Source organism: Segatella copri, from assembly GCF_051861805.1.
Classification (GTDB): Bacteria; Bacteroidota; Bacteroidia; order Bacteroidales; family Bacteroidaceae; genus Prevotella; species Prevotella copri_M.
In genome coordinates this window covers 3,043,641-3,056,628 of sequence record NZ_CP146520.1, presented here as the reverse complement: position 1 = coordinate 3,056,628, position 12,988 = coordinate 3,043,641, and the positions used below count along the sequence as shown (strand labels likewise).

Here is a 12,988-nt window from a genome sequence, read left to right as displayed (position 1 = left end):
TCTGTGAAATCTGTGGGAGATTTTTGCTTATATTTTGAAAATAGATATATCGCTCAGTGGGGTAAAACTCCATAGAGCGAAATCGAGCTTACTCGTGTGTGGCGAAACGCTGCTCAGCGAGCTTTTCGTATTTCGTGCCTGGCTTGCCATAGTTGGCGTAAGGCCAGATGCTGATGCCGCCGCGAGGAGTAAAGATACCTGTTACTTCAATATACTTTGGATCCATCAGCTTGATGAGGTCCTTCATGATGATGTTCACGCAGTCCTCGTGGAAATCGCCGTGGTTGCGGAAACTGAAGAGATAGAGCTTCAGGCTCTTGCTCTCTACCATCTTCACGTCAGGAATATAGCTGATGCGAATCTCAGCAAAGTCAGGCTGACCCGTGATAGGGCAGAGGGAGGTAAACTCTGGGCAGTTGAAACGTACCCAGTAATCATTGCCAGGGTGCTTGTTCACGAAGGTCTCCAATACCTCTGGCGCATAATCCATTCTATATTGGGTCTTGGCACCCAGTGCCTTCAACCCATCTTCTTTTCTATCCATAGTTCTATTCTATTGTTTAATTCTAATGTTTCGTGTTTGTTTTTGGGGCAATCTCTTTCTGAAAGCATTAAATCGATCCTAACTTGAAGATGTTGTAGGAGATGTTGTTGTCATACACATCCTCGCCTTCATGCTTCTTGATGACATTGACCACACGGATGGTGATAGGCAGCACGATGATTTCATACACAGTCTTCAGTACCACCTGCCAGAGCATCAGCCAAGGAAGTTCTGATGTAGGCACCACTCCACCCAAGGCAAGAGGGAAGAAGATAAGACTATCGCAGCTTTCGCCTGCCACGGTGCTCCAGATGGCACGGGCGGAGAAATGCTTGCCGCCATCACGAATCTTCATCACGCTCATCACATAGGCATTGGCAAAGGAACCTACGATGAATGCTACGAATGAGGCGGCGGCAATGCGGGGAGCAAGACCGAAGATGGCATGGAAACCAGCATCGTTCGTCCAATAGGGAGCAGCTGGAATCCAGTCGCAGATGGCGCCCAGAGCTACAAAGAAGAAGTTCATGGCGAAGCCTGTCCAGATGAGAAGGCGGGCTTTCTGATAGCCCCATACTTCGCACACTACATCGTTGATGATGTAACTTACCGGAAACACGATGAGACCGCCAGTCAAAGAAATCGGGCCTACTGCAATTTGCTTTGTTTCGAGCACGTTTGCCGCAATGAGACAAACGCAGAAGAGGATGCTGAAAAGCATAAACAGCACACTCACTTGAGTTGTTTTCTTTTCCATTTTCTTGTTTTTTACGAGGTTTACCAAGCACTCGGATTATACTTACTTTTTAATTCGGGTTGCAAAATTACAACTTTTCTCTCTAACTGCCAAATATTTACTCAAGTTTTTCAAATAAAAAAGCCCCAAGTACTATCTCTAGCACTTGGGGCTTCTATCTAACTAAACCTAAACTAATCTAACAATCTAACCTAACTTCTAAACAATTTAACCTAACCAAACAATCTAACCTAATCAAACAAACTTTTTATGAAAACTTATCAACTTATTGACACTTCCTCTTATTGCAATCTCCATACCAAAGTCTCTATTTCTGCCAAATAGGCAGAAAAGAACGAGAAAGACAGAAAAAAGCCCGCCATTCTGTCGTGAATGCCGGGCTTATCATATTAATTACCTCTGTTCTTTTTTACATAAGAGAACCGCTGTTCCTCTCGGTTCCACCGAGAGTCCTCAGCTCCCAGTCCCCCCAGTCTTTATTTCTCCATAAATTTCTTGGCAGCTCTGAGCTGGTGTCTCATCACGCTCAGGAACTCCTGGCTCTCCTGCAATACATTCAGATAAACCAGAGAAATCTGCATCAGCGAGTTGTCTGAAAGATGCTGGATGCGGTCGATATGCTTCTTGCGAAGTGCGCTCAGTTCATCCTTGCAGGCATCAGCCTCGGCGAGAATCTCGCGATAGTTCTCATAGCGGCTGGTCTCTATCTGCTCACAGCTCATGCGCATCAGGTCGTTAATCTTTTGTCGAACAGGAGCAAACTCCTTGGTGTACTCTTCTGGCAGTGGGTTGAAGTTGTTGTCCACGTGCTCCTTGATAGGGTCGAGCATACGACGCAGAGAGTAGATAAACTGCTGGTTGCTGTTGGCTCCCAGATGGAACCAGGTGTTGCGCTCGATGGCAATCTCCATTGGCGATTTCTTCAAGCCGAGCATCTCCTGACGACGGAGCTTCTTCAGCATATCTTGCTCCTTCTTCAATTCCTTGTTGGCATGGCGAAGCTCTTTAGGCTTCTCGTTGGCAAGACCATCCATAATCTGGTTGAACTCGTTCAGGGCGAAGTGGCAAACGTAAGCCTGGGTGCGTGATACCTGGCGACGAAGCAAATCCCATACAATCTCTGGATCGTGTGAGCGCATCATCAGCTGGAAGGTGCTGCCCTTGCTCTCTTCCTTTGCCTTTTTGTTATACTGGATGTTGCTGCGGATGAGCAGGAAGATAACCAATGCCATGAAGCAGGTCTGGATACCTACACCGCCGAAGTGCATAATAATACAAACAATGCCGCAGGCTGCGAAAGCCACACCGGCAGTGATGAACCATCCACCAATCACACTCAATACACCGGTTACTCGGAACACGGCACTCTCACGGCTCCAAGCTCTATCGGCAAGCGAAGAACCCATAGCCACCATAAAGGTAACGTAGGTAGTAGAGAGAGGCAATTTCAGGTTGGTACCGATGGTGATAAGCATACTTGCCAATACCAGGTTAACGGCTGCACGAACCACGTCGAAGGCAGCACTTTCTTCCAACTCTACATCGTTCTTGTCGAATCGGCTGTTGATCCAGTTCATCAAAGGCTTTGGCAAGAACTGCTTCAGCCATGAATCTGTGGCCTGGCAGTTGCGTACAATCACGCGGGCTGCAGAAGAGCTTCCGAACATCTCGTCGCCCTCGTCCTGACGGCTCAAGTCCACAGAAGTCTTGATCACGTTCTGAGCCTTCTTGGAAGTAGCCATGGCGATAATCATCACGGCACCGGCTGCGAGAAGATATACTGGGGTAGTCTTGGCGCTATCCATCAGGGAAGTCATCATAAACTGGTCTGGTGTAGCTCCGTTGGCATTCGCCATATAATCCTGATAAGAAGAAAGACCAGCCAGAGGCACACCGATGAAGTTAACCAGGTCGTTGCCGGCGAAAGCCATCGCCAGGGCGAAAGTACCCATCAGCACAGTAAACTTGAAGATGTTGATACGGCAGAGATGCAGGAACTCCATCACGATGGCAGAACCCACGAAGGTGATGCAGAGCAGCAAGCCAAGGTTCTGGTCGATATAATTGCGCCACTCAGCTGGCAGGTAAGGACTCTTACCCAATCCCTTCATGAAGATGAAGTAAGAGAGGGCTGTGAAAGCGATACCACCGAAGATAGCGATGCTGTAGCGTGAATGCTTGCGATAATTGAAAGTGAAGACAATACGTGAAAGCCACATTACGAAGGCACCGAATACGAAGGCGATGATGACAGATGAGAAGATACCCATTATAACCTCCAAAGCTTTGTTACTGTTGAGCAATACGCCATAGTTGAGGCTATCGTCTCCGTACATCTTCAAGGTGGCGAGGATAAAGGCACCTCCCAATAGTTCGAACACCAGCGAAACTGTGGTGGAGGTTGGCATACCCAGCGTGTTGAACACATCTAGGATAATCACATCCGTCACCATCACGGCTAGGAAGAGCGTCATCACTTCCTCGAAGGTAAAGTGATCAGGACTCATGATACCGTGTCGGGCGATATCCATCATTCCCGATGACATAATGGCACCCAGTACCACACCGCAGGATGCGATGATCAGCACAGTGCGAAACTTAGCCACCTTAGCTCCGATGGCAGATTGCAGGAAGTTTACAGCATCGTTGCTGACTCCCACGAAGAGATCAAACACTGCCAGACAGAGCAGGAAGATCACGATACAAAGATAAATCGTACTCATTATATTAATATTTATTGTTTAATGTTTAATGAATGGGGGCTTTTCCCTTTTGGAATAGTTCTCTTTTTGAAGTTATCCTTCTTCCCCCTCGTTTTCGGGTGCAAAGATACGTAAGGGATATTACAGGTAATTTAAACAGATGTTACAATCTGGTTAAAATAGAGAAATGGCTCATTTTTAACAATAAAATAGATGAATGTAGTTTGTCGGGAAAAGAAAGAAAACAGAGGATAAAGATAATAAAAAGCATGATTTTCCGATAATATTAGAAAAGAAAAAAAAGAATATGATGAAACAATTTGAACATATCAAAGCGATAGCTTTTGATGCCGATGATACGTTGTGGGCTTTGCAAAACTACTTCGAGGAAGTGGAACATGAGTATTGCGATCTGCTTTCGGAGTATGGAAACGAGAAGGAAATTTCTGCTGCCCTCCTGGAAACGGAGAGTAAGAATATGCCCGACTTGGGTTACGGCTGCAAAGCGTTCACCATCTCGCTGGTGGAGAATGCCGTGAAGGTGAGCCATGGAAAGGTAGAGGCAAACGTCATTGCCCAGATAGTGGATTTGGGCAAGAGTCTGCTGCATCTTGATGCCAAACCATTGGAGGGCGTAGAGAAGACGATAGCCTGTCTGAAGGATAGATTCATACAAAATGCAGGAAATGCGTCCTTGAAATACAAGCTTGCTGTTTTTACTAAAGGTGAGTTGATGGACCAGGAAAACAAGTTGTGGCGTTCGGGGTTGCAGCGTTATTTCGATGTGGTGAGCATCGTGAGCGATAAGACTCCCGAGGCTTATCGCCGCCTTTGCAGGGAGTTGGAAGTGAGTCCTGCTGAACTCGTGATGGTGGGCAACAGCTTCAAAAGCGATATTGCTCCGGCATTAAAAATCGGAGCTTCGGCTGTCCATATCCCTTTTCATACCACATGGGCGCATGAAAAGACAGAGGAATTTGAACATCCCAAGCTCCGTCGTATTTCAAGATTCGAGGAACTTCTCGATATCTTATAACTCGATATCTAATTTGATATCTTATAACTCGATATTTTATAAGGGTCTTATAAAACCCTTATAAAATACTCATATAATACTTTTATTCTTCTCCTTCTTCATCTTTCAGTGATTCCAAAGTCTCAACGAATGGACTGTGGAAGGTGCTGAAGAGATGCAGAATCTCCTTGCGCTGCTCCTCTTCCTCATCCCAGAGGCTGATTTCACCCTTCTGATGAGCCTTGATGAGCTTGGCGCAACGCTTAATCTTGCGCTTGTTGTTGCGAGCCTGCAACTGGTCGCCCTGTATTGGCTTCTGAGTAACGAACGAGAAGGCTACAAGCTGGTTCATGAACATGTCGAACATAGGGTCGTCGTGACTCCAGTCGCTGTCTTTCAGCCAGAACCACTGGAACAGATACTTCTGCTCCATGGCAATGAGCTGCTGTCCCAGGGTATCCATGTCAATGCCCTTAGCCATCTGCTCCTTGATGAAGCTTACCAGACTTTCCGGATTGATCTCCATTTCTGCCTCGCGGGCAATAGAACTGCCTGCAATATTGATGCGCCAACGGTAGTTCTTGTTCTTGATAAGTGCAGAGTGAGCATTCATCATCAGCTCGCTCAACTTTCCCTCTGATGGAATCTGGTCAACCACGGCAAGGCGCTGGCGCTGGTCGCGTACCACCAGCTGGGCATCCTCGTGGCGCAATACGCAGAGATATACCAACTTGTTCTCGTCAAGTTGCAAGGTGAAGCGGTCGTTGTTGTCATCGCCCACGAACTCATAACGGTAATTATCCACCTGGTCGTGAGGAATCTCAATCTCCTCGTGCACCTTGTTGTTGTCTGCATCATAGAGAGAGAAACCGATATAAGGAATCTGGATGTTCATGGTGAAAGGATTACCTTCTTCAGGAATCAGCGTCAGGCGTAGACCCTCGTCGCCGAAGTCTTCCTTCTTGCATACAAATCCGTCGTCGGTCTTCTCTGCCTTTTCCACCTTCACGTCGCCATGACGCCAATAGATGTCGAAGGTGATGGTGCTGTCATCCTCGGCTGTCACCTGGATGAAGTCGTCGATGTCCTGACCCAGATAGACCACGGTGGCTGGTTCGTAAACCTCCGTATCGTCGTCCTCAAGTGGTTTCACCTGAATCAGACCCGGCATTGGGTCATCTTCCCATTCGTCCTCTTCGGCAGCGGAAACCGATTTGAAGACGAGGAAAATCATTCGCTGTTCCTCCTTACTGCCGTCTTCACGGCAGAGAAAAACCTTCGACTCCTTAGGGATAAAGAAAGGAGAGGATAAGTAAGGGTTCTTACATAATGCTGTGTATTCCACCTCAGTCCAGACAGGCAAGGTGTGCTTGTTCGTATTATTTGTCATATCTGTTTTTTATGTATTATCCTATTTTACTGAATTGCGGAATTGAATTTCCGAAAACGGCTGCAAAGTTACGGAGAATTACAGACAATACAAAATTTCGAGCCGTTTTTTTTAGCATAATTGCCGTGTTTTCTTCATTTTTGGGCTTGATGATTTGGCTCTTTCAAATATTTATAGTAGTTTTGCAGAAAAAATTAGCTAGATTAATGAGTGATATGACAATGAAAATCAAGACATGGGGGGCGATGGCGCTGGCTGTGCTGGCGCTGGCTGCGTGCCATAGGGGTGATAAGCGCCCTCCACGCATGGATAATTCCAAGCTTGCCATCAGCCTTTCCAAGCCTGCCAAGGGCGACAGGGCTATCTATGGACTTGCCTGCATGGGCTGCTCGGATACTGCCGTGGTGCTGCTGCCCAATGGCGGCGGCGACCCCGTGAGATACAATATCCTGGATGCCAGCAGAAACCATCAGGTGTTTGGCGACATTGAAATAGGCGATTGGATCTGCGTGATGCCTTGCACCGGCAAGAACGACCGCAATGGGGCGGATATGGTGATAGACCTCGACAAGCTGAAGGCCACCTGGACTTATCCCGTGATGCCTCGACTGCGTGATGTTTCGCATCTGTCGAAGCGCCAGCAGGCGCGCATTCTTGCCAATATGCCCGATAGCATCGTAGAGAATTATATGGTGCCACGCCAGTATGGCTTCACTCTGAAGCGCATGAGTGAGGCGCTCTCCGTGGGTCATGTGATGGCAAATGCCGGTGTGGAGGATGATAGCCCAGTGGAATATCCGGAAGTACCTTTCTATACGGAATGGCATCCTTATAACGGCAAGCTGATTCTGGTGAAAGGCAGAAGGGAGTTGGGAGAGATGGTGGTTAACGAGAAGACCACCTACGATACCCTCTCCTTTGTCTATATGAAGGGCGATTCCCTGGCTCTGCGCAACAGTGCCGGTGTGGTGACTGGCTACAAGCGTAGCAAGGATGCCCGCACCGTGAATGCCAAGGCGGATGCGGCGGCTGCCAAACTCAGCGAAAAGTTGAAGCGAGAGTTGAGATAAAGTAAGAAGATTACATAATAAAATTAAAAAAAAAGGAGATTAGACCGATTTCTCGATTTTTTTGTCTAATTTTGCACCTTGGTATGGAATGTCTGGGCTTTCTGATGGCTTTCAATAAGCTTTCTGATAGTTTTCAGAAGAGAATATGATGGCTTTGGCTTCAGAGGCAAGACAAGTCCTATACCTTATTATATATAATAGGAATATAAGAAATTTAAGAATAAGAATGAAGAAGAAAATTCAGTTCAGTCTCGTTTATCGAGACATGTGGCAGAGTTCTGGTAAGTTCCAGCCACGCAAAGATCAGTTGGCTAAGATTGCCCCAGTTATCATCGAAATGGGTTGCTTCAGCCGTGTTGAGACCAATGGTGGTGCTTTCGAGCAGGTAAACCTTTTGGCAGGTGAGAACCCTAACGATGCAGTACGTGCTTTCTGCAAGCCTTTCAATGAGGTGGGCATTAAGACTCACATGCTCGACCGTGGATTGAACGCTCTTCGTATGTACCCTGTGCCAGACGATGTACGTGCCCTCATGTACAAGGTAAAGGCTAAGCAGGGTACCAACATCACCCGTATCTTCGATGGCTTGAACGATGTGCGCAACATCATTCCTTCTATCAAGTGGGCTAAGGAGGGTGGCATGACTCCACAGTGTGCGCTCTGTATCACCAATTCTCCTGTTCATACTCTCGAATATTATATGAACATCGCCGACCAGCTCATCGCTGCCGGTGCAGAGGAAATCTGCTTGAAGGATATGGCTGGTATCGGTCAGCCTGCATTCCTCGGTAAGCTCACCAAGATGATCAAGGACAAGTATCCTGAGATTATCATCCAGTACCACGGTCACTCAGGTCCTGGTCTCTCTATGGCTTCTATCCTCGAGGTCTGCAACAATGGTGCCGACATCATCGATACAGCCATCGAGCCATTGTCATGGGGTAAGGTTCACCCAGATGTCATCTCTGTTATCAGCATGCTGAAGAACGAGGGCTTCGAGGTACCTGAAATCAACATGAGCGCTTACATGAAGGCTCGTGCCATGACTCAGGAGTTCATCGACGAGTGGTTGGGCTACTTCATCAACCCAGGCAATAAGATTATGTCTTCATTGTTGCTCGGTTGCGGTCTCCCTGGTGGTATGATGGGTTCTATGATGGCAGATCTCGGCGGTATGCGCCAGACCATCAACAACATCCGCAAGAAGAAGGGTGAGGAAGAGTTGTCTATGGACGACCTCCTGATCAAGCTCTTCGACGAGGTAGAGTATGTATGGCCACGCGTAGGTTACCCTCCATTGGTAACACCATTCAGCCAGTATGTAAAGAACATCTCATTGATGAACCTCCTCACCATGGAGCAGGGCAAGGGCCGCTTCGTAATGATGGACGATTCTATGTGGGGTATGATTCTCGGTAAGAGTGGTAAGATTCCTGGAGAGATTGATCCGGAACTCGTAGAGCTTGCCAAGAAGCAGGGCCGTGAGTTCACAGATGTAGATGCTCACACATTGCTTACTAATGCACTCGACGACTTCAAGAAGGAGATGGACGAGAATGGTTGGGAGTATGGTCAGGACGACGAGGAACTCTTCGAGCTCGCTATGCACCCAGAGCAGTATCGCAACTTCAAGAGCGGTCAGGCTAAGAAGAACTTCCTGGCTGACCTCCAGAAGGCAAAGGATGCTAAGCTCGGCAGCACCTTGACTCCTGCTCAGCTCGCTGAGTTCAAGCACGCCAAGGCTGATGCCATCGTATCACCAGTAGCCGGTCAGATTTTCTGGGAGTTCCAGGGCGAGGGCGAGTGCCAGCCAGCTGTAGAGCCATTCATTGGCAAGGAGTACAACGAAGGTGATGCCTTCTGCTACATCCTCACTCCATGGGGTGAGTTTGAGACTGTTCCTGCCGCTTTGGGTGGTAAGCTCGTAGAAATCAATGCCAAGCAGGGCAGCAAGATCCGCAAGGGTGACGTCATCGCTTACATTGAGCGAAACGCTGAGTAAACATTAAATTTATGAATTATCAAGCAATTATTGATAAGTATTATCCTGAGGATAATGAGCTTCGTCATATCCTCATCACACATAGTCAATCTGTAGCGCGAAAAGCGCTACAGATTGTTTCGTATCATCCCGAATTGCAGCTCGACGCACAGTTTATCGAGGAAGCAGCCATGCTTCACGACTTGGGAATCTTCCTCACAGATGCACCTGGCATCCAGTGTTTTGGCTCGCAGCCATACATCTGCCACGGAAGACTGGGAGCGGAAATCCTGCGTAAGGAAGGGTATGAGCGTCATGCTCGGGTATGCGAGCGCCACACAGGTGCAGGCATCACCAAAGAGCAGATAGAGAAGCAGCAACTGCCTCTGCCTCACCAGGATTTTCTGCCTGAAACCATGGAGGAGAAGGTAATCTGCTATGCTGATAAATTCTTCAGCAAGACTCATCTCGACAAGGAAAAGAGTATAGAAAAGGTAGAGAAAAGTCTCGCTAAGTTTGGCGAGGAAGGAGTAAAGCGCTTCCAACAGTGGGAGCGGATGTTTGAAAAGTAGAATATAATTTTCTGAAGTTTTATTGGGTTTATGAAACTCTAATATTTTTCTGAATGAGAAAACAATCAACCATAGCTGTTCTGTTGCTTGCCTCCATCGCTACCATGATGGTGGCAAACCCGGGTATGCCTGCCGTCGTCGATTCCCTGGAGGATGATGCCGCCAGCGATACCACGAAGATGGATTCCCTGCAGAAGGCTATATGGAAACACAATAAGGTGGTGGATGACAGCATCCGGCTCGATAGTATCAATCGAAAGAAGTCGGGCGGCATCGACGCACCTGTCAATTATCAGGCCGACGACTCGCTGGTGTATGATGCCCACAGCAAGGTGGCGCATCTCTATGGCAACTCGAACGTGAAGTACGAGAACATGGATCTCACCTCCGACCGCATCTCAATGGATTTGGACAAGAGCAACGTCAGGGCGAGCGGTACCGCCGACTCTACGGAGGAGGGTGGCGTGAAGGGTAAACCTGTCTTCAAGATGGGCAGTGATACTTACGACACCGATACCATCAAGTTCAACTTCAAGAGCAAGAAGGCCCTTATTAATAATGTATATACTGAGCAGCAGGATGGATTCCTCACGGGTATGAAGTCGAAGCGAGATTCCTCGGGTGTCATCTATCTGCAGCATGGCAGATATACCACCTGCGATGATCCGCACCCTGATTTCTATATCTCGCTCTCCAGGGCTAAGATGCGACCGGGCAAGGACGTGGTCTTCGGACCAGCCTATCTCGTGGTTTGCGATGTGCCTATGCCGCTTGCCATCCCATACGGATTTTTCCCGTTCACCAAGAGCTACAGCAGCGGTTTCATCATGCCTACCTATGGCGACGAAACGGCACGAGGCTTCTATCTGCGTGATGGCGGATATTACTTCGCCATGAATGATAAATGGGATTTGAAACTGTTAGGTGAAATCTACACTAAGGGTTCCTGGGGTATCTCGGCAGCCAGCAACTATCGCAAGCGATACAAGTATTCCGGCTCGTTCTACTTCAGCTATCAGGATACCAAGAATGGTGATAAGGGCATGCCTGACTTCACTGAGCAGGAGAGTTTCAAGATTCAGTGGAGCCATCGCCAGGACTCGAAGGCAAATCCGTTCAGTTCGCTTTCGGCAAGCGTCAACTTCGCCACATCGAGCTACGAGCGCAACAACCTCAACTCGCTCTACAATCCGCAGACGATGACGCAGAGTACGAGAACCTCTTCCGTAAGCTGGAGCACCAACTTCTCGAGCATCGGAATGTCGCTCAGCTCTACTGCCAACCTCTCGCAGAATATGCGCGACTCGTCGATAGCCATGACGCTGCCCGACCTGAACATCAGCATCTCGCGCTTCTATCCGTTCCGCAGAAAGAAGATGGTGGGCGACGAGAAATGGTACGAGAAGATAGCCATGAGCTATACGGGTCACATTTCCAACAGCATCAATACCAAGGAGGATAAGCTGATGCATAGTTCCCTCATCAAGGATTGGCGCAACGGATGGCAGCATCAGATTCCGGTGAGCGCTTCGTTTACCCTCTTCAAGTATCTGAATGTAACGCCGTCGTTCAACTTCACCGACCGTATGTACACCAACAAGGTGGAGAAATCGTGGGATGCTACCACCCAAAAGGAGGTGTGCGATACCACCTACGGCTTCCACAACGTATATAACTGGAACATGAGCGTGGGAATGAGTACGAAGATTTATGGCTTCTGGATTCCTAACCGCAAGCTGTTCGGCAATAGGATAGACAGGATCCGCCACGTCATCACCCCAACGGTGAATTTCAGTTATGCGCCAGATTTCGGAGCATCCCGCTATGGCTACTGGGATACTTATCAGAAGACCGATGCCGACGGCAATGTGTCGCTGGTAAGTTATTCGCCTTATCAGAACGCCCTCTATGGTGTGCCGGGCAAGGGAAAGAGCGGAAATATTTCGTTTACCCTGGGCAACAACCTGGAAATGAAATGGAGGGATAAGAACGACAGCTTGAAGAAGGTGAGTCTCATTGATGCGTTCGACATCAACATGAGCTATAACACCGCAGCCAAGGTGCGCCCTTGGAGTGATATGAACATCAACCTGCGCCTGAAGTGGTGGAAGAACTATACATTCAATATGAATGCCGTGTTCGCTACATACGCATACGAGATGGACGATAAAGGCAACGTGTATGTGGGTAACCACACAGAGTGGGGCAAAGGTCGATTCGGACGATTCCAGGGTATGTCGCAGAACTTCTCGTTCACGCTGAATCCGGAAAAACTGAAGAAACTCTTCGGTGGCGGCAGCGATGAGGACGACCGCGATAAGAACAAGCGTAAGGATGACGACGATGAAGGCTTGGATACCGACATCGAGAGCAACGTGGATGATAATATCGAAAAGGGTAAGACGGCTGCCAAAAAGAGCGGAGGCGGAAAGGCTAAGACCGACTCGGATGGCTACATGGCATTCAAGATGCCGTGGTCGCTCACCTTCGGATATGGTGTCACCATGCGTGAGGATACCCGCCGTGAGAAGTTCAACGAGAAGACGATGCGCTATCCGTATAAGTTCACCCAGACGCTGAACATGAGTGGTAACATCCGCATCAGCGACGGCTGGAACATCAGCTTCTCTTCTGGTTACGATTTCGATAACTCGAAAATCAGTATGACCACAGCCAGTCTGGCGCGCGACCTCCACTGCTTCAACATGAGCTGTTCGGTGGTACTTGCACCATACACCAGCTACAACTTCACCTTCCGATGCAATGCAGCCACATTGACGGATGCCCTGAAGTATGACAAGCGAAGCGGCTATTCTAATGCCGTGCAGTGGTATTAAGCAGAGTATAATCGAATGATATGCTGAGAAATTATCAGAGTAATAACTAAACGAGGACAGCTAGTATTTAAAAAATGCTAGTTTTCCTCGTTTTTTTTATGATATATTTTGTAATCTCGG

The 12,988-nt window shown here is 48.1% G+C and carries 9 protein-coding genes; 5 read left to right on the top strand and 4 right to left on the bottom strand.

The genetic code is table 11. The features are described 5' to 3' along the window. Window positions 1–88 precede the first annotated feature (88 nt). The 3 genes from queF to V8Z93_RS12095 form a co-directional block, all read right to left on the bottom strand. Window positions 89–544 (bottom strand): preQ(1) synthase, encoded by a 456-nt coding sequence (queF, locus tag V8Z93_RS12105; protein WP_117661520.1) that lies wholly within the window; start codon window positions 542–544, stop codon window positions 89–91. Between the two features lie 67 nt (window positions 545–611). After that, on the bottom strand, window positions 612–1,301 hold the full coding sequence (locus V8Z93_RS12100; protein WP_439431641.1) for a queuosine precursor transporter: 690 nt from the start codon (window positions 1,299–1,301) through the stop codon (window positions 612–614). Between the two features lie 476 nt (window positions 1,302–1,777). After that, window positions 1,778–4,024 (bottom strand): inorganic phosphate transporter, encoded by a 2,247-nt coding sequence (locus tag V8Z93_RS12095; RefSeq protein WP_439431640.1) that lies wholly within the window; start codon window positions 4,022–4,024, stop codon window positions 1,778–1,780. Between the two features lie 289 nt (window positions 4,025–4,313). Between V8Z93_RS12095 and V8Z93_RS12090 the strand changes: the two genes are divergently transcribed. Continuing rightward, window positions 4,314–5,039: an HAD family hydrolase gene (locus V8Z93_RS12090; protein ID WP_439432854.1), complete on the top strand. Its 726-nt coding sequence runs from the start codon at window positions 4,314–4,316 to the stop codon at window positions 5,037–5,039. An 82-nt stretch (window positions 5,040–5,121) separates the two neighbouring features. Here the strand turns inward: V8Z93_RS12090 and V8Z93_RS12085 are convergent, their stop codons facing one another. Further along, complete coding sequence (locus V8Z93_RS12085; RefSeq protein ID WP_439431639.1) at window positions 5,122–6,408, bottom strand: hypothetical protein; 1,287 nt, start codon at window positions 6,406–6,408, stop codon at window positions 5,122–5,124. Window positions 6,409–6,629: 221 nt separating this feature from the next. Here V8Z93_RS12085 and V8Z93_RS12080 point away from each other — a divergent pair, with 221 nt between their 5' ends. From V8Z93_RS12080 to V8Z93_RS12065, 4 genes are all read left to right on the top strand, one after another. Continuing rightward, window positions 6,630–7,478: a hypothetical protein gene (locus V8Z93_RS12080; protein ID WP_439431638.1), complete on the top strand. Its 849-nt coding sequence runs from the start codon at window positions 6,630–6,632 to the stop codon at window positions 7,476–7,478. Window positions 7,479–7,704: 226 nt separating this feature from the next. After that, window positions 7,705–9,480 (top strand): oxaloacetate decarboxylase, encoded by a 1,776-nt coding sequence (locus V8Z93_RS12075; protein ID WP_217762769.1) that lies wholly within the window; start codon window positions 7,705–7,707, stop codon window positions 9,478–9,480. Window positions 9,481–9,491: 11 nt separating this feature from the next. Beyond that, the gene (locus tag V8Z93_RS12070) at window positions 9,492–10,031 is read left to right on the top strand and encodes an HDIG domain-containing metalloprotein (RefSeq protein ID WP_439431637.1); all 540 of its coding nucleotides are present in this window, start codon (window positions 9,492–9,494) and stop codon (window positions 10,029–10,031) included. A gap of 53 nt (window positions 10,032–10,084) precedes the next feature. After that, the gene (locus V8Z93_RS12065) at window positions 10,085–12,868 is read left to right on the top strand and encodes a putative LPS assembly protein LptD (protein ID WP_439431636.1); all 2,784 of its coding nucleotides are present in this window, start codon (window positions 10,085–10,087) and stop codon (window positions 12,866–12,868) included. Window positions 12,869–12,988 lie beyond the last annotated feature (120 nt).